This window comes from Hyphomicrobium sp. D-2 (assembly GCF_029872155.1).
In the GTDB taxonomy this organism is placed as follows: domain Bacteria; phylum Pseudomonadota; class Alphaproteobacteria; order Rhizobiales; family Hyphomicrobiaceae; genus Hyphomicrobium_A.
Window position 1 is genome coordinate 160,167 of sequence record NZ_JARXLA010000003.1, and the last position, 23,467, is coordinate 183,633.

A 23,467-nucleotide genomic window follows, 5' to 3' on the forward strand; every position below is an offset into this window, starting at 1 on the left:
CGCAGCCTTAGCGGCTGAGGCGACCAGCGGGATGGCGCATGCAACACTTGCGCTGGCGCCGGGGGCTATTTGTCCATTGACATCAGGCCGCCAATACGACGCAAGTAGGGGCGTGACGGTGCATGGGAACGCGGTGAGGCAGTGTGATCTGCCAAATCTGCGGCTGCGCCCGCAACTGTGAGCGGCAAGCGTCTTGCCTTGATTGCCACTGGCGCCGGATTTGGTTGCTGGGAAGGTTGGCAGGATCGCGTTGGAGCCGTGAGCCAGGAAACCTGCCGTCACAGGTCGCCCATCCTGCGTGCGGGCTGCACGGAGGAACGGAAACCCGGAGTGGCGAGCGATGTGCAACCGAAGGGGAGCAACGTCAGGTTTGCCGTTTGCGGTGTCCGTTCTTTCGACACGCATTCAACGGACGGAATGAACGCATTGCGGTGCGCGCGGCGCGCCAGCAGTTCTGCTCCGTGCATGCCGGATCGGTTCGGGACATTTGGTTGTCCCGCGATCCAAGCGTAAGCCGAACCCGACCGATGCTCCCTGCATTCTGTTGCAACGGATTTTGACGCTTGCGTTTACAATCCGTTGCCGGACTAATTGATGCTGTGAGGTAGCGGTCTCTTTATGTGGGATGTGCTTCGAGCCGAAACATTGATTTTGCGCATGGGCATGCGGCTATTGGCTGTCGCGGCTGTGATGGGCGTGTGCTCCGTCCATGTCATGGCCGTTCCCAAGCGTGTTGTGTCGATGAATTTGTGTACGGATCAGCTCGCGATGCTGATGGCGGATGAAGGCCAGCTTGTTTCCGTTTCACACCTTGCCAGCGACCCCGCCAGTTCTGTGATGGTTACGCAGGCGCAGCGCTATGCTGTGAACCACGGGCTGGCCGAAGAGATCTTCGTTATGGCACCCGACATGGTTTTTGCTGGCACTTATACCAGTCGAGCAAGCGTTGCGATGTTGAAGCGTCTGGGGTTTCGCGTTGAGCAGTTCGAGCCCGCCAGTTCATTCGAGGACATCGAGAAGCACATTCTGCGCATGGGCGAATTGCTGGGGCGGCCGCAACGGGCAAAGGAGCTCATTGCCGAATTTCATCGGCGGCTTGCCGAAGCTCGCGGTGGCGAAGCGCTGAAGCGTCCGCTCAGCGCGCTGCACTACGCCAACAGCTATACGTCCGGGGCCGGAACGCTCGCGGCGGAGGTGGTTGACGCTGCAGGTCTGCGCAATCTTGGCTCCGAGCTTGGGCTTACCGGCACTTCGCGCCTGCCGCTGGAGACAATCATCATTTCAAATCCGGATATCATCGCCGGTGAACGGCTGGCCGGTGAAGCGCCCGCTCTCGCCTATGAGACATTTCAGCATCCGGCGTTGAAAGCCATTCTGGGCGGTGAACCGATGACCGGTGTTGCGGACAAATACTGGGTGTGCGGCGGGCCGTTCACGGCTGAAGCCGTCGCCATTCTCAACGCGGCGCGCCGCAAAGTGGTGGGACAGGCGCATCCATGAAGTTCGGCTTGCTTGTGGGGCTGCTGGTCGGCCTCGTCGGGGTGCTGTTTTGCGTGTCGCTTGGCGTAGGTCCTGCCGGGCTTGATCCGGTTACGGCGTTTCTCGGCCTGATCGGCATCGGTAATCGTGCGGCTGAGCTTGTGATGCAGGAAATCCGGTTGCCGCGTGCAATGCTTGCGATTTTGGTTGGCGCCACGTTGGGCTTATCGGGCGCGGTATTGCAGGGCTATCTGCGCAATCCGCTGGCCGATCCCGGCGTGCTCGGCATCGGCGCATCGGCTTCGCTGGGCGCGGTGCTGGCCATCTATACCGGCCTTGCGGCGCTGTTTCCTCTCGCTCTCCCGCTCGCGGCGATTGGCGGTGCGCTTATTGCGGTTAGCGCGTTGCTGTTGCTGGCGGGGCGCCATGCAACGCCGCTGATGCTCATCCTTGCGGGCATTGCAATCAGCTCGCTGGCGACGGCGTTCACGTCATTGGCTCTGAACCTTTCGCCCAACCCGTTTGCGGCGCTTGAAATCGTGTTCTGGATGCTGGGATCGCTGACCGATCGCTCCATGCTGCACGTCTGGCTGTCGGCGCCCTTCATTGTGCTTGGCTGTGTGCTGCTGTTTTCGCTTGGCCGTTCGTTGGATGCGCTGTCCCTTGGTCCGGATGTAGCGGCCAGCATGGGCATCCGGCCTGACCGTGTGCGGCTGGTTGCTGTGTTGGGCACAACCAGTGCCGTGGGCGCCGCCACCGCGGTTTCAGGCACCATCGGTTTCGTCGGGCTGGTGGTGCCGCATCTGTTGCGTCCGCTGGTTGGTTCGCAGCCGAGCCGTCTGTTGCCGGTCAGCGCGCTGGGCGGTGCCGCAGCGGTGCAGGCGGCTGACATCGCCGTACGCGTCATTGCGCCGGGACGCGATCTGAAGCTTGGTGTTCTGACCGCGATAGTCGGCGCGCCGTTCTTTCTATGGCTCATCCTTGAGCAGCGCCGGAGGCTGGTATGACGAGCCTCAGTGTCGAGAACTTGCATGTTTCGCTGGGCGGTCGTGAGATCGTGCAGGGCGTGTCGTTTGCCGCGAAGGGTGGCGAGTTCATCGGTCTGATCGGCCCCAACGGTTCCGGCAAAACGACACTGTTGCGGGCGTTGCTGGGTCTGATCCCGTCGACAGGCAGCATCAGCCTGAATAACGTCGATTTACGCACGATGGCGGCGAAACAACGGGCGCTTAATATGAGCTACGTGGCGCAGGAACGCGATGCCACCTGGCCGCTATCGGTGGAAACCGTCGTTTCGCTTGGGCGCACTCCGCACATCGCGCCGATGCAGCAGCTGAAAGCCGTGGACCGCGATGCGGTGGAAGCGGCCATGCGTGAAGCGGATGTTGCTGACATGCGCGAACGGCCAATCACCGAGCTTTCGGGCGGCGAGCGTTCACGCGTATTGATTGCCCGCGCGTTGGCACAGGCGAGTTCCGTCATGCTTGCCGATGAACCAACGTCAGCGCTCGATCCGGCCCATCAAATTCGCGTCACCGAGATCTTTTCGGGGCTGGCCGCCAATGGACGACTTGTGCTTATGACGTGTCACGATCTTTCGCTGGCCGCGCGCTTCTGTACGCGGCTGCTGCTGCTCAGTAACGGCAGACTGGAAGCGGATGGCCCTGCGCGTCAGGTTCTCACCGCTGAGAATTTGCAGCGTGTCTATGGTGTGCAGGCGTTTTTCGGTGAGGATGAAGACAAGCTTGTCGTGGTGCCAAGAAGCGCGACCGGCTGAACTGTCTGCCTGAAGATATCTGGGGAAACGAAAATGAATTTAGCCGCCAGACGCCAACGGCATTCGCCCTGCATCGGCGTTTGTAAACTCGATGAAGCGTCAGGTCTGTGTCTCGGCTGCGCGCGCACCGGCGATGAGATTGGCGCGTGGGCGGGCATGGGTGAAGCTGCGCGCGATGCGATCTGGCAGCAACTGCCGGAGCGCTTCAAGGCGCTGGCCGTACGCGTGCGCCTGCTACCGTCGACAAGCGATGAAATTCAGGCCTGGGTTGCCAAAACCATCGAGCAACGCCAGGGCACCTGGGTGGTCGGGCCACCCGGTGCAGTGGCGGAGTTTCCATGCCGACCCGATCGCGACATCACCGTTACGATCGACGAAGACGGCGTGACCGCCCGCGCGCACGATGCAACCTTCCGGCTGAGTGCTTCCGACAAGTTGCGTGCCTTCGCGTTCGACGATGATGGTCCAACGGTGATTGGCTTTCCGCAGGTGCGCGCAACGCTGTCGAAGGCTTCGACGGTCACATCGCTGGGCGCCGACAACGATGCGATCAATGCCGATCACCGCAGCGAAACGCTGTTTGATCTGGGTGTCGATCGCCGCTTCAGCCGCTTCTGCGTCCGCACCGGCAACGCTGATCTGGCGGCCAAGCTGCGTGGTTTCATCGGTCAGCCGTGGTCCACCGTGATGGCGGGCATGGGCATGGATATCATCCAGCACAGTCCCGCACGCGTTGTTGAAACGGCGCAGGCCCGCATTGAGGTTTTTGCGCCGATTCCCCCGCCCGGTGGCAAATCTCCCGACGGCGCGCACACTCATTTTCTGCCGCAGTTTCTGGCGACGGGTGAGGAAATACCGTCGACGCTGGAGTTGCCTAGCTATGCCGCGCCAGTGGCAATATTTTATCCGGGCAAGTCACCGGCGTGATGCCTCGCGCGCGCCGGTTTCCGCATCACCGGCCGGTTAAATACGGCGGCGGACCGGGTGGCTCAGAAAATTGGATCGCGCGAAAAAACAGCGCCGGTCGCGGTTCGCTGGGCTGCGCGACAACCATGGGTAAATGTCGCTTTGCGATACGAACAATAGCCTCGGATAGTTTGTCCAGATCGCGCACGCCATCGGCGTTTGTCAGCAATGTCACGCTGATCCAGCTGCCGTTGGCAGGGTTCTGCACAATCGCATTCGATGCTGTGTAGCCCGGAACATATCCCGTGTGGGTATACCAGTCCCAGCCGGCATCATGGTCGATGAACCATCCCATGCCGTAATATCTCGTCAGGGTTACGCGCGCGGCATTCGAGAACATCAACATGCGATTGGCAGGCGCAACCGCAGTGTTGCGCATGATGGCCCGGTTCCATTTGAACAGATCCGTCGCGGAACTGGCCATATCGGCTGCGCCTTGTAACCATGCGGATTGCACAAATGCCGGACGGCGCATGTGTGAAGGTGTGTTGCCCCATGAAGGCGTTGCTACGCGTGCGGCGCGATAGGATTTCGGGTCGCCGACAAAGCCGGTGTCTTCCAGCGCAAGAGGCGCTAGCAGCGTGGAACGAACGAACGGCATGAAGCCGCGTGCGTTGGCGTCCGGCGATCTGCAACTCACCGCTTCGATGATTTGCGAAAGCACAAAGTAGTTGAAGTTGTCGTAGGTGAATATCTTGCGGCGTGCGCTCGGGCGCAGATCCTTCAGCGCTGAAAGCAATTCGCCGGTGCTGATGCGGCCCCAAGGATCAGACCCCGCTGGTGGCCGGTTGAGCAGACTGGGCAGGCCGGATGTCATTGTCAGCAGGCGACGGATCGTAACCGGCGAGCCGGTTTCGGGCGCGCTCCAGTTTTCGAAGCCCGGCAGAACGGCATCGACAGTCGACGCCAGAGAAAGAGGTGCCAGTGAACGCGGCGCAACGGGGGCCTGATCCAGCAGGTTCAGCATAGCCGCTGCAGTGAACTGCTTCGATAATGAGCCGATATGATAGACGGTGCGCTCGGTGGCGATCTGGCCGGGGCGCGCTTCGCCGTAACCACGGGTGAATACAAGCTCGCCGTTGATGCCCACGGCGACGCTGAGCGCGGCGCGGCGGGGCTGCTTGCCGCTCTTGCGCCATTTGTCGATGAGGGTGTCGAATTGGGCGGTGTCGTAGGCGCCCCATTCTCCCGCCCGGGCATGGCGCGCGCCCGGCAATGAAATCATCAGCGCCATGATCCAGACCAGCGATAGAGAGTATCTCAGCATCGCGGAATCCTATTCGACATCTAAATTGTTACTGCCCCCGATGGAGTGAGGGAAAGCACTTCGCCGTGATCTTCGCCGTGGTCATGGGTGCGGCAGGTACATTCGCTGCCGAAGAGGTTTCAAACTCGGTTGTGTTGGCTGGTGTGTTCCCGCAAATGAGGCCGATGTCGGCTAAAGCTCTGCTCCGCGACGTCGGTTCAATTTCCGCGGGGGCTTTCAGCGGCTATAGTTGCCAGCGGCTACAACGCTGCCCTGCTGATTTGCGGGGCTTTCGAAGCATTTTTCTGCCGAATGCGGCCTGGAGTTGCGGTAATGAGCAAATTGTTCGCAACCTCTGCTTCACAATTCTATGCAGGCGGGGCCCTTGCGGCGGCCCCCTGGTATTGAGACATTCGGCCCATGACAGAGCGCGTCGTATTGGTCACCGGTTCGCTGGCGGAACCGCGGGTGAAAAGAATGGCGAACGAGCTCGGTGGTGAAACCATCGAGCCCGTTGTCGCGAACGTGGGCGTCAAGGTGGCTGCACTGATGACCACCGACATCGTCGAGCGGCGCCTCAAGCTGCCGGACGGCGTCGACCGCGTGATCATGCCGGGGCGCTTCCGTGGCGACCTTGAGCGGCTGTCGGATTTTTTCGGTACGCGATTTGAGCGTGGCCCCGATGAGATCGCCGACCTGCCCGAATATCTGGGGCAGGCGCGGCAGAAGGTGGATCTCTCCCAGCACAACATGACGATCTTCGCGGAGATCGTCGATGCAACCGCGATGTCGATCGATCAGATCATCGAGCGTTCGCGCAAGTTACGCGCAGAAGGCGCCGACGTGATCGATCTTGGCTGTCTGCCAGACAGTCCGTTTCCGCATCTGGAACAAACCATCGCCGCGCTGCATTCCGACGGCGCGCGCGTCAGCGTCGACAGTTTCAATTCCGAGGAGTTATCGCGCGCGACGCGTGCAGGCGCCGACTTCCTGCTGAGCCTGTCGGAAAAGAACATCTCGATTGTCGATGAGGGTCCGGCAGCGCCGGTGCTGGTGTCATCGGGCGCGGCCGATATGGCATCGCTCGATCGCGTCATCGACATCATGATCGCGAAGGGGCGGCCGTACTATGCCGATCCGATCCTTGACCCGATCCATTATGGCTTCGCCGCTTCGGTGGCACGCTATTACGATCTTCGGATGCGACGGCCGGATATTCCGATCCTGATGGGCATCGGCAACCTGACCGAACTCACCGACGCTGACACCACCGGCATCAATGCGCTGCTGATGGGCATCTGTTCGGAGCTGAACATCACTGCGGTGCTGGCGGTGCAGGTCAGCCCGCACTGCCGTACCGCGATCAAGGAATTCGACTATGCGCGGCGCGAATATTACGCGGCCAAGCAGGCGAACGCGCTGCCGCAAGGGTTCGGCGGCGGTCTGATGGCTTTGCGTGACCGCAAGGGTTTTGCATCGACGCCGGAAGAGATCGAGTTTCTGGCCAGTCAGATCCGCGACCAGAACTATCGCATCGAAGTCGCTGAGGATGGCATTCACATCTACAACCGCAACGGTCATGCGGTTGGGCAGGATCCGTTCGAGCTGTTCCCGCACATTGATACGCGGGCCGACGCGGGCCACGCATTCTATCTGGGCGTAGAAACTGCGCGCGCCGAGATCGCGCACAAGCTCGGAAAGCGATATGCCCAGGATGAACCGCTGGAGTTCGGCATCGTGGCCGGCACCAAAGGCTCGGCTGACGATGCACACGCGATGAAGTTCAAGGAAGCGGGCAGCACGTTCGGCAAGAAGGACGACGCGGCGACTGCCGGCGAGACGTCGAACGCAAAGCCTGAAACCGCTGCTGCCAAGCCGGATGCTGCAAATAAATCCGAGGCGCTCGATGCCGGGCAGGCTGCGGCAGATGCCGGTACGAAAGCGACTGCCGAAGCCAAGACAGCTGATGACGGCGCATAATTGCGGGGCATGTTCCCGCTAGCCCCATTCCACTTAAGCGCCACTCGTGGTTTCGCTCATCGATGCGAGGCGACAATCAAGCACGGCGGCCGGGTCCCTGGAATGTGCACCATACTGCGCAGGCGGCCAGCTGACCGGACAGCGCAAATATAGCGTTACGTCCCCCCGGCGCAGGTCTGGATCCACGCAAGTCTCCGCAATGATTTGGCTGGAGGGACGCGCGGCCAAGAAGAACGCACGCACCTTCACCCGATCCGGTGTTGAAGCTGGCGTAGATCCCGACCGTCTTCGGGATGACGATGTGCGGAGCCGAGCAGGTTTGGTGCGCACCAATCAGCGCTGGTGGCCGGCTCTCGCAGTGGAGTCGCCAGTGCGATAAAATGCACCGGCGGCCGGCGCCCCGGAGCGGTGTCGCCGGTGCAAAGAAAGAAAAGCCTAAGCTGCAAACCAGTCAGTATCCTGTCGATCCAGATACAGGCGGAACCAAGCGGTGAAGCGCTCCGGTTCGTCGCGCGCTTCGACCCTCGTTTCGTCCAGCGTCTTCCAGGCGTAGTTGGAAACTTCGGACGGATCGGCGGCAACAGCGCCGTCCCAATGGCCGACGAACAGATGCACCACCTCATGTTCAATGAGGCCGTTACCAACATCGGCGCGATAGGTCAGCGAATGCAGAGGCACCAGCGGGCAATCGATGCCCATTTCTTCGATCAGACGGCGGCGCGCAGCGTCGATCGCCGTCTCGCCGGGACGCGGATGCCCGCAGCATGCGTTGGTCCACAGCCCGCCTGAGTGGTACTTCTCCGGCGCGCGTTGCTGCAGCAGCATGCGTCCATTGCCATCGTGGATCAGCACTGAAAATGCGCGATGCAGCTTGCCTTCCACGTGCGCTTCAATCTTGCGCTCGGTGCCCAGCGGCCGGTCGTCGGGGTCGACGAGAATGACGTGTTCCAGCTCGTCGATCATCACGGCGTGTGCCTCTGTGATGACGATGCGCCATCGCTCGCCTGCCGCCCGAAAATATGGTCGAGCATGATCTGCTTCACGGCAGTCGCCTCACATGTGCCCGCGGGCAGAAGGTCCGCCCGCGACGACATGATTACCGGGCTGCGCGCTTCCGGCGTATCGGCGCGACCATGCGAGCCGCGCACCAGCGATGCATCCAGCGGAATCACGTCTAGCAACGATCTGAAGCCAAGCTTACGTTTCAACAGGCGCCACCCTACTGCAAGTTTCGGGGCTTTGATTGCCGGATCGAGAAACAGTTCGACCGGATCGTAGCCCGGCTTGCGGTGAATCTCCACGCAGCGGGCGAAATCCGGCGCGCGCGCGTCATCCAGCCAATAATAATACGTGAACCACGCGTCGGGTTCGCTGATGGCGACGAGTTCGCCCGAGCGCTCATGCGCCAGCCCGTTGGCGCGCTTTTCTTCCTCGCCCCAGACTTCGGCCACGCCATCCAGCTTCAGCAGCAGCGCGCGCACTTCATCAATATGCGCAGGGTCTGGCACATACACATGCGCCACCTGATGATCGGCCACCGCGAATGCCCGCGACTGTGGCGGGTCAAGCAATTCGCCGCCCTGTTCCACGCGCACCGCTAGCAGCCCCGCTTCACGCAGCGCGCGGTTGATGTGCACGGGTTTGTTGACCGGCACGATGCCGTACTCGGATAGAACGATCACATCGCGGCCGGACGCAGCGGCCGCATCGATCAGGCTGCCCGCTACCGCATCGATCTCAGCCAGATCTTTGGCGATCGACGGATCGTCCGGGCCGACGCGCTGCAGGCAGTAATCGAGATGGGGCAGATAAACGAGCGTCAGCGTCGGATCGCTTAGCTCCATCACATGCAGCGACGCGTCCGCAATCCAGCGCGAGGACGCTACCGTCGTCGCGGGGCCCCAGAATGAGAACAGCGGGAAGGGGCCGAGCTTTTCCGTCAGCTCATCGCGAAGCTGCGAAGGCTGCGCGTAGCAATCCGGCAGCTTGCGGCCATCGGCCTTGTAGATCGGGCGCGGCGTGACAGCGATGTCCGCGTCCGACGCCATATTGTACCACCAGAACATGTTGGCGCAGGTGAACGCGGGATCGAGCCGCTTGCCGGCATCCCACACGCGCTCGCCGCTCAGCAGGCGGTTGGACTGACGCCAGAGCCAGATTTCGTAAAGATCGCGGAAGAACCAGCCGTTCGCCACCGCGCCATGCCCGCCGGGCGGCAACCCGGTCAGGAACGTCGCCTGCGCGGAGCAGGTTACGGCGGGCGTCACAGTACGCAAGGGGCGCATTGCGCCCGCTTGCGCGAACCGTTTCAGGTTGGGTGTGTGATCGCCAATGAGTTCCGGCGTAAGGCCGACGATATTGAGAACCAGGAGAGACTGCATCACTGACGATTGTTGCGGCTGAGCCGACTCACTTCTTGAGCGTATTGATGAAGGCGATGATCTTCAGCATCTGATCCTGCGTCATGCCGCGCTTGGCGAACGGACGCATGGCACCAGCGGCACCGGAGTGAATGATCTCGAACATGCCGACGTCTGTGTTGGCGCGCGGATTGACAACCGCGTCGTCGTTCAGCGCTGGGCCCATGCCGCCTGAACCGTCCGGCTTATGACAGACCTGACAGTTGGCGTTGTAGAGCTTTTGACCGGCAGCAATTTCATCGGCGTTGCCGTTGTAAGGGTTTTCGCCCGTCTCATGGAATTTCTTCACGGCGTCCGTGAACTCTTCCCCCTTGATCGGATCCATGTCGATCGGGGAGTCGTCAAGCGCACTTTTGAACTCCACTGCAACTGCGGGAACAGTGGCAGCGAAGGCAAACGCAACAAACGCGGCAGCAGAAAGGTGGCGAAGTTTGACCGGCATGGAGGCGGAACTTTCCTAAAGTGCGCCCGGGATCGGTGCACGTTCAAGATAGAGTGCGCCCAGGAAACTGAAGGCCAATTGCGTGGCCGATTGCCTGGGTTGAGCACACTTCACAGTGCAGCCGCGGAATAGGTGGCACCCGTTTTCCGAACAGAAGCACAATCGATTAAAACCACTGCAATCACCAAGTGTCATGCCGTGGTCTTGAGGTTCAGATGTGGGGGCAGGGCCCAGACTCTACAAGCATAGCTTTCTGCAAGCATCAGCTCTTCAAGCAATAGGCCCTGCCGCCGAAGCGATCGGCTAGCGATTACTTCTTCGTCTTGGCGACTTCGGCGCCGGCAGGCACCTTGTCAGCAGCTACGACACGCCACAGAGCGCCCGGCGGGTTAGCCAGCGGGCCCTTGTCGTCCGTGTAGAAGCAGTCGCAGTTCACAGCCAGAACGGTGCCGTCTTCGTCGACGTTACCGGAGGTGAACTGCAGCGAGGTCTGCAGCAGTTCCTGGATCTGCCACTTCTTGCCATCCCAGCCAGTGCCGAACACGCGGCCCGAGCACCAGTCACCGGTCAGGTACACGTTGTTCATGCCGGCATAGTTGGCAACGCCAAGACCCTGAACCGAGCAACCCCAGCCGTCCTTCAGCTTCTCTGCACCCGGATATGGCTCCTGATGCGGATATTCTGCGACGGGCAGCGTGCCAACGATCGGGCACTTGTCATCAGGACCCAGCGACGGGTGACAGTGCGTGCCCATGTTGAACTTCCAGCCGTAGTTCTGGCCACCCTTGCTGTCTGCAGGCTGCCAGTTGATCTCTTCCCAGTGGTTCTGACCAACTTCAGCGATGAACAGCGCGCCCGTCTTCTTGTCGAAGTCGAGCGAGTAGGGGTTGCGCAGACCGTAGGCCCAGATCTCAGGGCGTGCGCCCATGTGAATCTTGGAGAAGCCTTCTTCGGTGATGCCGAACAGGGCCATCATGCGGTCCTGATAGGCCTTCGCGAATGGGTTGGTCGGCGGGATAGAGTAGGCAACATCGTCAGGCGTGTTGATGTCGATGCGCAGGATCTTGCCCCACAGCACCTTGGTGTCCTGACCGGCGTTGAGGGGGTCGCCCTCCCAGCCAGCGTCACCCTTGCCGATGTAGAGATAGCCATCGGGACCGAACGCAATGCCACCGCCGTAGTGGTTATAGTACGGCTGCGGGATGTTCATGATCACCTTGACCGACTTGTTGGCCTGTTCGACCGTCACTTCGTCGGGGCTGCTGGGATCAACAGTGTAGCGGGCGATGATGTGCGCGCCATTGAACGGCAAGGACGAATAGCTCACGAAGAAGTGGCCATTTTCCTTGAAGTTCGGGTGGAACGCCACGGACCAGAGGCCCTGCTCAACGAAGCCCGTCTGGACTTCCGAGCCGAGAGGCGTGTTCTTGGTCAGGTCGAGGAACGGAGCTTCAAGAGTCTTGCCGTCCTTGACGACTTTGATCTTGCCGACGCGTTCGACGACGAAGATACGACCCGAACCGTCAAATGCCGAAGCGACGCCAACAGGATCGTTGAAACCATCAGCAACCTTGACGAGGGCGATCTTCGGATCACCTGGAAGCTTTCCAGGCGGCCGTGCGACCTGCGATGGCTCTGTCGGCACAGTCTGGGCGACCGCAGCGGTCGTTCCCAGTGCTCCAACGAGGGCCATGCCCATCGAAGCGGCATGCAGCAACCGCATTCTCATAGAGCGTTCTCCCATTTCATAAGTCTCTGAAAGTCGCCCTGCGATCGGATGTCTTCGATCTGTCGCGTAGCGACCATTTTTCACGTTGCGAACGAAATCGCATCCAATTACTCAGCTAACCGAGTGTTTGTGGAGCGCCTCGCCACGCAAGCCGAACGCTAGTGAATGAATGTCACTGCGGCAATGGACCCCCTCACGAATTGCACAAATTGACCTCGTTTTGGCTGACGAGGTAAGCATTTTTGCTGTTTATTCCTTCGATTTTTTCCAAACATTGAAACAGTCCAACGCGTGCACCGTGGCCACGCGCGAAAAGATGAAGCAAAACCGTTGCTTGCCCCTGGCAAACCGCGCATGATTAAGGCCGGTTGCTTCCGTCTTTGTACCGCGCAGACACGAATGCTGGCGCTGTCCAAGATGCGAGAAGTAAAGCCAGCCCGGTTTGTTTCTGGGTCAAAAATACCACTGCAAATGCAGGGTGTTGGAAGGGGAAGCGGCGAAAGTGGTTTCATCGGTCAGCGATGCACTAGCGAAAATCGAATGCACCGGCGAAGAGCGGGCTTTCGTTCAGCGCTTCACGGTGCCATACGAGTTTCCGGTCTATTTCACGCGGGATCTATTTTCGGAAGGAAATCAGATCCTTGCCGAATCCATCGAACGATCGGGTTCCGGTTCGCGGCGGCGCACAATATTTTTTATCGACGAAGGCCTCGTGCGCGAGATGCCCGATCTCAAGCGGCGCATCGCAGCCTATGCTGCTGCGCATGCCGATGCGATGGAATTGGTCGGGCCGCCGGAGCTCGTTCCGGGCGGAGAGCAATGCAAGAACGATCCCGCGCTGGTTGAGCGCCTGCAGCGCCTGCTCGTGAGCTACAAGATGGATCGCCATGCCTACGTGGTCGGCATCGGCGGCGGCGCGTTGCTGGATCTGATTGGCTATGTGGCCGCAACAACCCATCGCGGCATCCGGCACATTCGCGTTCCTACCACGGTTCTGGCGCAGAACGATTCCGGCGTCGGTGTGAAGAATGGCGTCAACGCGTTCGGCTTCAAGAATATGCTGGGCACGTTTGTGCCGCCCGCTGCCGTCATCAACGATTCAGCCTTCATTGATGTGCTGCCAGGACGCGACAAGCGCGCCGGCATGGCCGAAGCGGTAAAGGTGGCATTGATCCGCGACGGCGCATTCTTCGACTGGCTTGAAGAGAAGGCCGAGGCGCTGGCGCTATTCACCTCTGAACCGCTCGACCGTCTGATCCGCCATTGCGCGCTGCTGCACATGCGGCAGATCTCCGGTGGAGGCGATCCGTTTGAGCGCGGTAGCGGCAGGCCGCTGGATTTCGGTCATTGGTCCGCGCACAAGCTGGAGGCGCTGTCCAACTATGATCTGCGCCACGGTGAGGCGGTTGCCATCGGTGTCGCCATTGATACGCGTTATTCCGTTCTGGCGGGCCTGATGCCTCCGGGCGGAGACGAGCGCGTCCGGGCGCTGCTGGAACGGCTGGGCTTCAATCTGTGGCATCCGTCCTGCGATATGCGCAACGATGCGGGCAAGCGCCTGCTGTTGGCGGGTCTTGAAGAGTTCCGCGAGCATCTGGGCGGTCAGCTCACCATCACACTGTTGAATGATCTCGGCATCAGCGTGGATGTGCATGAAATGGACCACGCGCTGATCGATGAAGCGATCGAATGGCTACGTCCACAGGACGGTAATTGATGCGGCTGTCGCTGCCCGGTACGCCACACCTCACCTATTGCACCAACATCCACGCCGGTGAGACCTGGGAGGAAATCTATGCCGCGCTCCGTCGCAATCTGCCGGCGGTCAAGCAGCAGGTTTCTCCCGATGCACCGATGGGTGTCGGCTTGCGGCTTTCGGCAGCCGCGGTCGATGATCTCGCTGATCCCGAACGGTTGCGGGAATTAAAGGCGTTTCTGGATGCCGCCGGCTTCTACGTCTTCACCGTCAACGCGTTTCCCTACGGCACCTTCCACGCCACGCGCGTGAAAGAGCAGGTCTATGAGCCCGACTGGCGCACGCAGGAACGTCTGCGCTTCACCGATGCGGCGGCGTACATTTTGAGCGTGCTGCTGCCCGACGGAATGGCTGGCAGCATCAGCACCGTGCCGGGCGGCTTCAAGCCCGCTATCGCAACCGAACCCGACATCGCCGCTATCGTCGATAACCTGATCGCTTGCGCCGCGCAGCTTCACGCGTTGAGCGAAGCGACCGGCAAGCACATCAGCCTGGCGCTTGAGCCCGAACCGCACTGCTTCCTTGAGACAACCGACGAGGCGATCGCGTTCTTCAACGGTCGGGTGTTTGCGCCTGCCGCCGTAAAAGCTTTCGCGCATGCCGCCAACATCGACGACCTCATGGTGGCTGAGCAGCGTCTGCGGCAGCATCTGGGCGTCTGTTTTGATGTCTGTCATGCCGCTGTCGAGTTCGAAGATCCCGTCGCCAGCATGGCGCGCCTGCGCGAGGCCGGCATCGCCGTGCCGAAAATCCAGCTCAGCGCTGCGCTGCGCGTTCCCACGCCCGACGCGGAGGCAGCGCGGCTTCTGCTGGCGTTCGACGATGGCGTCTATCTGCATCAGACCGTGGCCCAACGTGGTGGCGAGCTGACCCGCTACCTCGATCTGCCCGAGGCAATCGCCGCGCTCGATGGCAGTGCACAAGCCACGGAATGGCGCGTGCATTGCCATGTGCCGTTGTTCTGGCAGGCGTCGGGCGTGCTGCAATCGACCCACGCGCCGCTGATCGATCTGCTGGCTGCATGCAGGGAAAGCGCACTCGCGCCTCACCTCGAAGTTGAAACCTACACCTGGGATGTGCTGCCCACCGATCTGCGGGCTGGCGACATCAGCAACGATATCGCGCGGGAGCTGCAATGGGTTCGCGAGCAACTGGGCGCATAGGCCCATGGCGCACTGCGCTGCTGCTGGGGCGCGTTTCCAACCTGCCGACGGTGTGGAGCAACGTGATCGCCGCCAGTGCGCTGGCCGGCGGCGGCGCACTGCTATCCACGGCCGTCACCGCGTTGGCCATTTCGCTGATGTACGTCGGCGGCATGTATCTCAACGATGCCTTTGATCGCGAGATCGATGCGCGTGAACGTCCCGAACGTCCCATCCCCTCTGGCAGTATCGCGCCGGAGCTGGTGTTTGCGGTCGGCGCGGCTTTGCTGGTCCTCGGCATCGTGCTGCTGGCATTTGAGCGCGAGGAGGCGGGCCTTGCGGGGCTTGCGCTGGGCGGTGCCATCATCCTTTACAACTGGCATCACAAGGGCAATCCGGTTGCGCCGTTCGTGATGGGACTATGCCGCGCGCTGGTTTATGTCGCCGCGGGGCTGGTGGTGTTCCCGGACGTGCAGTTCGATGTGCTCGTTCCGGCCGCCGCCGTGCTGGCTTACGTTGCCGGGCTCACGTTCACGGCGCGGATGGAAAACGTTGATCGTGTCACGAGCCTGTGGCCGCTTTCGCTGCTGGCGGCGCCTGTTATTGTTGCGGCCGTCGCCGGAGCATTCTCGCCGCTCGCATTGCTGATCTATGTCATGCTTGCGGCGGTCGGCTGGCGTGTTGCAACGCTTCTGCGGCGGCGCGCTACGGGTGACGTATCGCAGGCGGTCGCATTGCTTATTGCAGCAATTTCGCTGGTTGATGCACTATTCGCGACCACGACGGGCGTGCATTATGCGGCGATCGCATGCCTCCTTTGTTTCGGGCTCACGCTGGTTCTGCAACGGTTCGTACCCGCGACCTAGACCATTGCTGCTTTGGACCCTACATCCGAAACGGTGCAACATCGGTCTCATGCAAGGCGGCAGTGCATCGCGATTGCGGAAACACGCGATCGCTCCGGAATACGCGAGCGGGGGAAGCTGAACGATGCAGGATGGATCTGAAATCGCAACCCGGATGGGCTTGCTGCGCGGATGGCTAACTGCGCGCGTCAGTCCGGAAGCGCTCCAGTGGCTGGATGATCAGGCCGCAAAAATCGCAGCCGCTCCCGATGCGCCCGTGCTCACCATGTCGATCGGGCTGGCGCCGCGTAAGGTCGGTAAAGCGCCGCTTGATCTGACAGCACAGGAATTGGCAGTCGCTGCAGCGGTGCGGCCGGGCTTCAATGCGCGCGACTGGTCGGCTGATCAGGCGGCCCGGGTTTTCCTGCTGCTGGCGAGCGCTGATTCATCGGCGGGCGCAGAAGGCTTCGCTGCGCGGCTTGATCGCCTGTTCCGCTCCGGCGAAATCGGTGAGCAGCTCGCGTTGCTGCGCGGCCTGCCGCTGTATCCGCGCGCGGAAGCAAATCTTGCGACGGCAGGTGAGGGCATTCGCTCCGCTGTGCAGCCAATCTTCGAAGCCGTTGCGCACAACAGCCCTTATCCCGCCGAGCAGTTCAGCGAGGCGATGTGGAACCAGATGGTTGTGAAGACGCTCTTCATCAACAGCACACTGGTTCCCATCGTGAAGCTGGACGAGCGCCGCAACGCTGATCTGGCGCGCATGCTGGTCGACTATGCGCACGAGCGCTGGGCGGCGGGCCGCGTTGTCAGTCCCGAGCTGTGGCGTTGTGTTGGGCCGTTTGCCGGCAATCGCTATCTGGACGATCTGGCTAGGGTGTTCCGATCCGCGGATCGGGACGAGCATCGCGCGGGTGCGCTGGCTTTGTTTGAATGCGCGACGCCCGAAGCACTTGCACTGCTTGATGCTGACGGACCGCTGACCGCATCGATCCGTTCTGGCGAATTGACCTGGGATCGGCTGTATGATGCCGGCATCGCCAAGCTATCCGATCATCCCAGCCTGCCCTGAAGCGGATAATATCACAAACAGCATGTGTCGGCGCTGCGCATCTGATACGATGTTCGTCGAGCAGGCATGAAAGAACAGGACGGAATTTCCGATGCCCTTTATCGACCCGCATGCGCACATGATCTCGCGCACCACCGATGATTACGAAGCGATGGCCGCAGCGGGCATCGTGGCTGTGATCGAACCGGCTTTCTGGATTGGGCAGGCGCGCACCAACGTCGGCAGCTATCGCGATTATCTTTCTCACATTCTCGGCTTTGAGCGCTTTCGCGCCAGTCAGTTCGGCATCCAGCATTACTGCTGCATCGGTCTCAATTCGAAGGAGGCCAACAACGAGGCGCTGGCCGAAGATGTGATGGCAATTCTGCCGGAGTTCGCCACCAAGGAAGGCGTGGTGGCCATCGGCGAGATCGGCTTCGACGAGCAAACCGCGCTTGAGGAAAAGTATTTCCGCCTGCAACTCGATCTGGCGCGCGAACTGGATCTTCCGGTCATGGTGCACACGCCCCACCGCGATAAGAAGAAGGGCGCATCACGATCGATGGACATCATCATCGAGCACAATCTCGCGCCCAACCGGGTTGTGATCGATCACGTCAACGAAGAGACCGTGCGCGAAGTAACGGAGCGCGGTTTCTGGGCTGGGTTCTCCATCTACCCGCATTCAAAAATGACCGCGCCGCGTATGCTGGAAATCGTCCGCCAGTACGGCGCCGATCAGCTGATCGTCGATTCCGCGTGCGACTGGGGCATCTCCGATCCGCTGTCGGTACCGAAGACGGCGGAGCTGCTGGCAGCGGCGGGCGTATCGGCTGACGATGTGCGCAAGGTGACCTATGGCAATGCATTGGCCGCGTACGGCCAGAGCGGTCAGATGAGCGAGCAGGACTGGGCCAGTACGGCCGTGGATCAGCGCTCGCGTTACGATGGAAATACAATTCTGCGTGGCGGGCAGGATCCGCGCGTCGAAGAGAAAAGCTGACCGATAGGGAAGGTATTGAGGAGCGGGCTTTGCGCGATCAGCGCGCCCGCTTCCGTTTGTGCGCCGCAGCAGCCGGCGAAGTCGCGCGCATTACGGGAAAATAATCCAATATATCGGGGAGATAGATATTATCGGATTGGGCCACTTGCTCCACTTCGCTCGGTGGGCGATTGAGCTAGGTTCTCAACCCATTGGGAGGAAATGCGAATGCGCGTAAAAACAACAATCTGCGCCGCCGTTATGTTTGGGCTGGCGCTGCCTGTCGCTGGAATTGCCACGGCTGAAGATCAGAAGCCGGCAGCGGAGACTACCGAAAAGGTAGAGCTGGGTCAGGCAGACATTCCGAAGCGGAAGCCGGGGCACTGGCGTATCACGACGGTTGCCGCCAACCTTGGCAAGACCACCATCGATACCTGTATTGGTCCCGATGATAGCATCGCAATGCCGGCTGATAACGGCGATTGCGGCGAGCCAAAGGTTGAGAAGGCCGGTACGGAAACTATCGTCACCATCGTTTGCAAGCGGCCATATGCCAAGCAGACCATGAGCACGGTTTTCGGCGGCGATTTCAACAAGCGCTACCGCGCCATCATGAAGATGACGTTCGATCCGCCGGATGGATTCCAGACCATGGGCGTGACGCTCGATGGCGAATATATCGGCCCGGATTGCCCGCCTGAGACCAAGCAGGACAAGAAAGAAGAAAAGAAGTGATGCAGGTTTTCTGACCCGCACCTTCTGGCGATATACAAGACAAAAGCCCTCGATTGCCTAAGCAATCGAGGGCTTTTTTGTTTTTCAGTAGCGCTTGGAGCAGCGGTTACAGCGTCGAGCGGCCAGGCATGTTCGGCAGATGTTGAATGGCAATGCGCATCAGTTCAGGCAGCGTGCGCACACCCAGTTTGGCTTTAAGCTGGGCGCAGGTGTTCACCACCGTTTTGTAGCTCACGTGCAGTTCTTCTGCGATCGAGATGTACGGCTTGCCCTCGGCAATCAGCGATAGCGTCTGCAGCTCACGCAGCGTCATGCGGCTGAGCGGGTTGCGGTCGCCACGCGCTTCCATGAACGCGATTTGCGAGGCGAGGTCGTGGCTGAGATAGGGCTGGCCGTCACGCACACGGCGGAATGCCTTTGAGAACTCTTCAGGAGAGGTGTCCTTCAGCACGTAGCCGTTAGCTCCGACCTCCAGGGCGCGGCTGACGATCATGCGGTCGGAATGCATGCTGAGAACGAGTATCGCAGTGCGCTCGTCGTGGACGCGTAGGCGGCGGATAAAGGAGAGTCCTCCTAGCGCGCCAGACTGCATGGAAAGATCAACGATAATAAGGTCGGGCTGTTTTTGCCGATAAAGTCGGAACCCTTCGGAAAGAGTGGCAGCCACGAAAATCTCGTCAACTCCCGCATCCTCGAGAAGCCGACGGCAGCCTTGAGCGACAATCGGATGGTCGTCTATGACCAGAACCTTCATTCAACAGCGTCTTTCTGCGATGAAATATTGTAACAGTTAATCCCTATGTGAGGTGGGAAGGGCGATTGCAAGGGAATTATTGGCAACAGGTTGGGTGCCAGGCGGCAATTGGCAAGAGGGGGCAGGGCCTCGCGTTGCGAGTCTCTTGCCATGACTTAACGCATAGCAAGAATTCCCGCCCGCTGTCAGTAACCTGTCATGAACCTTACGGATTTTGCTGCCGCAGCGCGACAATAGCCTTGTCTCGGTCCAGCCCTTCCATGCGCAAATTGTAATATTGCTGCGTCAACGATGAGAAGCTCTCAACCGACCGGCCAGAAAGCTGAACCTCGCACAGCGTATCAATAATTTCCGGCGCACGCTCGGCGATTTTCTTCTCCTGCAGCATTCCTTCCAGCTGCACGGCCCGGTTGGCAATCATGCGCGGATGATCGCGAAAGCGCTTTGACGCAATATCCAGCTTTTCCCGCATCTTAGCGACTGCTGGGTCGTAGAGATCAAGATCATGCCCCACTTCCCGGCTTGCGAGCCACTGTTCCGCGGGGGTCGGATCGATCTGCCTGAGCCAAGTCAGATTGTAAAACGTGGCTTTTTCCGTCGAAACCGGGGTTGGCGGGGTGGATGCCTCTGGAGTCGGCTCTTCTCCACAGCCAGTCAGTACGAAAGCTAGGGCCACAATCAATGTGCAAGCGCAGCATGATGGCAATCGGAGCGGCGGCATTAAGTGCTTAGTGAGGGCCATATTGAGTTCACCCATTTGGAAGTTCGATCGGGCGTTTTTCCCGGTCCACTAAAGTGTTGGGTAGTTCTAGTGCGACACTTCGGTATCCTAGCGCGGCTTTGCGGCGCAGCGCGACGGCACTGACTTGCACACACGTTGCCACCTTTGCCATGAGACTCTTGGAAGTTGACCTAAAGACGCGACAACATGTGCGTTCTAGCTTTCCTCACGGCCGAGACAGGATTCCGCAAGGAACCTTACTCAGCTCGTGCAGCTCAGACGAGTAACTGCGACTGATCACTGCACCTCTAAAAAAGGCGGCGAGGACTTTATTGCTCATACAAAATGTACGAGCGAGGTCATCTGTATCCTTAAGGAACCGCCTTTGTCCTGGGAGCGAAAACGCGAGGGTTTGTTGATGAAAGCACACCTCAAGTCAGGCTTGCTGGCGTCCGCATCGATTGCGGCGTTGGTAGGCTTCGTTACTGGCGCTAGCGCCAACGACAAGCTCATTGAGCTGTCGAATAGTGACGAAGCCTGGGTTATGACCGGTAAGAACTACGACTCTAATAACTACAGCCCGCTGAAGCAGATCAATAAAAGCAACGTAAAGAATCTGCGGGTTGCTTGGTCGTTCTCGACCGGTCTTCTCCACGGTCACGAAGGTACACCGCGCGTCGTTGACGGCGTGATGTACATTAACTCTTCCTTCCCGAACAACGTCTATGCTCTGGACCTGAACAATCCGGGCAAGATCAAGTGGCAGCACAAGCCGAAGCAGGATCCTGCTGCGCGCTCGGTTGCTTGCTGCGACCTCGTCAACCGCGGTCTGGCCTACTGGCCGGGCGATGGTAAGACCCCTTCCCTCATCATCAACAACCAGCTTGACGGCCACGTTGTTGCTCTGAACGCTGAGACGGGCGAAGAGTTCTGGAAGCTCGAAAACTCCGACATCAAGGTCGGTTCGACGCTGACGATCGCTCCTTACGTTGTTAAGGACCTCGTGATCATCGGTTCGTCGGGCGCTGAGCTCGGTGTTCGCGGTTATGCAACCGCTTACGACGTTAAGACGGGTGCCCAGGTGTGGCGTAAGTATGCCACGGGTCCGGATGACGAAGTTGGTATCGGCGACAAGTTCAACGAAGCCAACCCGCATTACGGCCAGAAGGGTCTCGGAACGTCGACCTGGGAAGGCGATGCCTGGCGCATCGGTGGCGGCACGAACTGGGGCTGGTACGCATACGATCCCGAAGAGAACCTGATCTACTACGGATCGGGCAACCCCTCTCCGTGGAACGAGACGATGCGTCCGGGTGACAACAAGTGGACCATGACCATCATGGCTCGCGACGCTGACACCGGTGAGCTTCGCTTCGGCTACCAGAAGACTCCGCATGACGAGTGGGACTACGCGGGCGTGAACGTTATCATGCTCTCCACTCAGAAGGACAAGTCGGGCAAGGTTCGCAAGCTGCTGACCCATCCTGACCGCAACGGTATCGTCTACACCCTCGATCGTACCAACGGCGACCTTATCTCCGCTGACAAGATCGACGACACCGTCAACGTCTGGACGCACGTCGACCTGAAGACCGGTATCCCGGTCCGCGATCCTGAGTACGGCACCCGCATGGACCACAAGGCAACGAACGTTTGCCCGTCGGCCATGGGTTACCACGATCAGGCTCACGACTCCTACGATCCGAACCGCCAGCTGTTCTACATGGCGATCAACCACATCTGCATGGACTGGGAACCGTTCATGCTGCCGTATCGCGCCGGCCAGTTCTTCGTCGGTGCTACGCTGTGGATGTACCCGGGTCCGAAGGGCGACCGTCAGAACTACCTCGGCCTTGGTCAGGTGAAGGCATACAACGCCATCACCGGCGACTATAAGTGGGAAGTGATGGAACGCTTCGCCGCTTGGGGTGGTACGCTTGCTACCGGTGGCGACCTGGTGTTCTACGGAACGCTGGATGGCTATCTGAAGGCTCGCGACAGCGATACCGGTGAGCTTCTCTGGAAGTTCAAGATGCCGTCGGGCGCTATCGGCTACCCGATGACCTACCTCCACAAGGGCACCCAGTACGTCGCCATCTACTACGGCGTTGGTGGTTGGCCGGGTGTTGGTCTGGTGTTCGACCTCAACGATCCGACTGCTGGTCTCGGTGCCGTGGGTGCGTTCAAGCATCTCGCCAACTGGACCCAGATGGGTGGTGGTCTTCTTGTCTTCTCGCTTGACGGCAAGAGCCCCTACTCTGAGGACGTGATGCTCGACGAGTATCCGCCGCAGCTGCCGAAGCTCTGATGAGGAGCTGGACGTTCCCGCTGGGTTGCTAGGCAACCTGGCGGGGGCGCCCGACCCACAGCGCCGATCCGTACACTCCTCCAACGGTTAGGATGCTGTCTCCGCATCATCGCCAAAGTGGCGATTAGTGTCGGGCGTAGAACACTCAAGATAAGCTCGGCGCCGGAGCAGATCTGCTTCATGAAAGCATAGCGTCAATATGAGCAAGACATCAAAATTCCATCAGTCGGCCTTCGCGTTTTTGTCGGTTGCCGTGATGGCGGGAAGCTTCACCGTTCTGTCCGCAACGGCAGAGGAAGCTAAGAAGAAAACAACTCCGCCAGATCCGTCTGTCCTCCGCATTTGTGCTTCCGAGGTTGAGAAGCCTTACTCAATGCGTGACGGGAAAGGATTCGAAAACAAAATTGGCAATGTTCTTGCCGAAGCAATGGGCAAGCGCGCCAGGTTCGTTTGGACGGATAAGCCTGCGATTTATCTCGTTCGGGATCAGCTCGACAAAAACAACTGCGATGTTGTGATTGGCCTCGACACAGGTGATGAGCGGGTTCTGACGTCGAATCCCTATTATCGCGCGCCTTACGTGTTCGTAATGCGTTCGGACTCTCCGCTCGACATTACGAGCTGGGACAGCCCGGACATTCTCAAGGCATCGAAGATCGGTATGTCTCAAGACAGCCCGGCGCAGGTGATGCTTGAGAAGCTTGGTCTTTTCAATTCGAACTTCAACTACATGAAGTCGCTGGTCGGCTTCAAGAGCAAGCGTAACCAGTACATTCGTGTCGATCCGCAGCGCTATGTCGATGACGTTGCCTCCGGAAAGGCCGATTTTGCCGTGGTGTTTTCTCCTGAAGTCGCACGTTATGCCAAGGATCGCGGCAATGCGTTGAAGCTCGTTGTAGTTCCCGACAACGCAACGCGCAGCGACGGACAGCATCTGCCTTTCCACTTTGATCAGTCGATCGCAGTGCGCAAGGATGACAAGGAGTTGCTGGCTGAGGTCAATGCTGCGCTAGAAAAAGCGAAACCCGAAATCGAGAGCATCCTGAAGGAAGAAGGCATTCCCCTGGACGAGCTCGCGAAGACCCCAGAGGGACGTCAAGGATGAATAAACTTACGAAGATAGTGCTTGTTGGTCTG

At 59.9% G+C, this 23,467-nt stretch carries 20 protein-coding genes and 1 riboswitch; of the genes, 13 read left to right on the forward strand and 7 right to left on the reverse strand.

Annotation, left to right across the window (positions count from 1 at the left end; all coding sequences use genetic code 11):
- The first annotated feature begins 99 nt into the window (after positions 1-99).
- Positions 100-295: riboswitch (cobalamin riboswitch) on the forward strand.
- A 362-nt stretch (positions 296-657) separates the two neighbouring features.
- The 4 genes from QEZ49_RS06645 to QEZ49_RS06660 are packed head-to-tail and all read left to right on the forward strand — an operon-like array spanning position 658 to position 4,183.
- Entirely contained in the window at positions 658-1,500 is an 843-nt protein-coding gene (locus QEZ49_RS06645; protein WP_280385327.1) for an ABC transporter substrate-binding protein, read from the forward strand.
- Positions 1,497-2,486 (forward strand): iron ABC transporter permease, encoded by a 990-nt coding sequence (locus QEZ49_RS06650; protein WP_280385329.1) that lies wholly within the window; start codon positions 1,497-1,499, stop codon positions 2,484-2,486. Before QEZ49_RS06645 ends, QEZ49_RS06650 begins: the two co-directional genes overlap by 4 nt.
- The gene (locus QEZ49_RS06655; protein ID WP_280385331.1) at positions 2,483-3,256 is read left to right on the forward strand and encodes an ABC transporter ATP-binding protein; all 774 of its coding nucleotides are present in this window, start codon (positions 2,483-2,485) and stop codon (positions 3,254-3,256) included. The genes QEZ49_RS06650 and QEZ49_RS06655 overlap by 4 nt, the downstream gene beginning before the upstream one ends.
- Before the next feature lie 33 nt (positions 3,257-3,289).
- Complete coding sequence (locus tag QEZ49_RS06660; RefSeq protein ID WP_280385333.1) at positions 3,290-4,183, forward strand: DUF1289 domain-containing protein; 894 nt, start codon at positions 3,290-3,292, stop codon at positions 4,181-4,183.
- 25 nt (positions 4,184-4,208) lie between these two features.
- On the opposite strand, the gene QEZ49_RS06665 is transcribed toward QEZ49_RS06660, so the two are convergent.
- Positions 4,209-5,489: a serine hydrolase domain-containing protein gene (locus QEZ49_RS06665; protein WP_280385335.1), complete on the reverse strand. Its 1,281-nt coding sequence runs from the start codon at positions 5,487-5,489 to the stop codon at positions 4,209-4,211.
- Between the two features lie 399 nt (positions 5,490-5,888).
- Here QEZ49_RS06665 and QEZ49_RS06670 point away from each other — a divergent pair, with 399 nt between their 5' ends.
- On the forward strand, positions 5,889-7,448 hold the full coding sequence (locus QEZ49_RS06670) for a DUF6513 domain-containing protein (protein WP_280385337.1): 1,560 nt from the start codon (positions 5,889-5,891) through the stop codon (positions 7,446-7,448).
- Between the two features lie 435 nt (positions 7,449-7,883).
- Here QEZ49_RS06670 and idi read toward each other — a convergent pair whose 3' ends face one another.
- From idi to QEZ49_RS06690, 4 genes are all read right to left on the reverse strand, one after another.
- Positions 7,884-8,411, reverse strand: a complete 528-nt coding sequence (gene idi / locus QEZ49_RS06675; RefSeq protein ID WP_280385338.1) for an isopentenyl-diphosphate Delta-isomerase — start codon at positions 8,409-8,411, stop codon at positions 7,884-7,886.
- Positions 8,411-9,829: an alkaline phosphatase family protein gene (locus QEZ49_RS06680; protein WP_280385340.1), complete on the reverse strand. Its 1,419-nt coding sequence runs from the start codon at positions 9,827-9,829 to the stop codon at positions 8,411-8,413. The genes idi and QEZ49_RS06680 overlap by 1 nt, the downstream gene beginning before the upstream one ends.
- Before the next feature lie 28 nt (positions 9,830-9,857).
- Complete coding sequence (locus tag QEZ49_RS06685) at positions 9,858-10,310, reverse strand: c-type cytochrome (RefSeq protein ID WP_280385341.1); 453 nt, start codon at positions 10,308-10,310, stop codon at positions 9,858-9,860.
- A 310-nt stretch (positions 10,311-10,620) separates the two neighbouring features.
- Positions 10,621-12,039: a PQQ-dependent sugar dehydrogenase gene (locus QEZ49_RS06690; RefSeq protein ID WP_280385343.1), complete on the reverse strand. Its 1,419-nt coding sequence runs from the start codon at positions 12,037-12,039 to the stop codon at positions 10,621-10,623.
- A gap of 502 nt (positions 12,040-12,541) precedes the next feature.
- On the opposite strand from QEZ49_RS06690, the gene QEZ49_RS06695 reads away from it, so the two are divergent.
- The 6 genes from QEZ49_RS06695 (at position 12,542) to QEZ49_RS06720 (ending at position 18,547) form a co-directional block, all read left to right on the forward strand.
- Positions 12,542-13,756 (forward strand): 3-dehydroquinate synthase, encoded by a 1,215-nt coding sequence (locus QEZ49_RS06695; protein ID WP_280385345.1) that lies wholly within the window; start codon positions 12,542-12,544, stop codon positions 13,754-13,756.
- The gene (eboE, locus tag QEZ49_RS06700) at positions 13,756-14,958 is read left to right on the forward strand and encodes a metabolite traffic protein EboE (RefSeq protein WP_280385347.1); all 1,203 of its coding nucleotides are present in this window, start codon (positions 13,756-13,758) and stop codon (positions 14,956-14,958) included. Before QEZ49_RS06695 ends, eboE begins: the two co-directional genes overlap by 1 nt.
- On the forward strand, positions 14,931-15,803 hold the full coding sequence (locus QEZ49_RS06705) for a UbiA family prenyltransferase (protein ID WP_280385349.1): 873 nt from the start codon (positions 14,931-14,933) through the stop codon (positions 15,801-15,803). Before eboE ends, QEZ49_RS06705 begins: the two co-directional genes overlap by 28 nt.
- 124 nt (positions 15,804-15,927) lie before the next feature.
- Positions 15,928-16,851: an EboA domain-containing protein gene (locus tag QEZ49_RS06710; protein WP_280385351.1), complete on the forward strand. Its 924-nt coding sequence runs from the start codon at positions 15,928-15,930 to the stop codon at positions 16,849-16,851.
- Between the two features lie 91 nt (positions 16,852-16,942).
- Positions 16,943-17,833 carry a TatD family hydrolase gene (locus QEZ49_RS06715; protein WP_280385353.1) on the forward strand — a complete coding sequence of 297 codons (891 nt, stop codon included), beginning with the start codon at positions 16,943-16,945 and terminating at the stop codon, positions 17,831-17,833.
- Between the two features lie 207 nt (positions 17,834-18,040).
- Positions 18,041-18,547, forward strand: coding sequence for a DUF3617 family protein (locus QEZ49_RS06720; RefSeq protein ID WP_280385355.1), 507 nt, complete (start codon positions 18,041-18,043; stop codon positions 18,545-18,547).
- Between the two features lie 106 nt (positions 18,548-18,653).
- Here QEZ49_RS06720 and QEZ49_RS06725 read toward each other — a convergent pair whose 3' ends face one another.
- Positions 18,654-19,301 (reverse strand): response regulator transcription factor, encoded by a 648-nt coding sequence (locus QEZ49_RS06725; protein ID WP_068463854.1) that lies wholly within the window; start codon positions 19,299-19,301, stop codon positions 18,654-18,656.
- 205 nt (positions 19,302-19,506) lie between these two features.
- On the reverse strand, positions 19,507-20,058 hold the full coding sequence (locus QEZ49_RS06730) for a hypothetical protein (protein ID WP_280385358.1): 552 nt from the start codon (positions 20,056-20,058) through the stop codon (positions 19,507-19,509).
- A gap of 382 nt (positions 20,059-20,440) precedes the next feature.
- On the opposite strand from QEZ49_RS06730, the gene QEZ49_RS06735 reads away from it, so the two are divergent.
- The gene (locus QEZ49_RS06735; RefSeq protein WP_280385360.1) at positions 20,441-22,330 is read left to right on the forward strand and encodes a methanol/ethanol family PQQ-dependent dehydrogenase; all 1,890 of its coding nucleotides are present in this window, start codon (positions 20,441-20,443) and stop codon (positions 22,328-22,330) included.
- Positions 22,331-22,529: 199 nt separating this feature from the next.
- Complete coding sequence (moxJ, locus tag QEZ49_RS06740) at positions 22,530-23,435, forward strand: methanol oxidation system protein MoxJ (protein ID WP_280385362.1); 906 nt, start codon at positions 22,530-22,532, stop codon at positions 23,433-23,435.
- Positions 23,436-23,467: the final 32 nt, after the last annotated feature.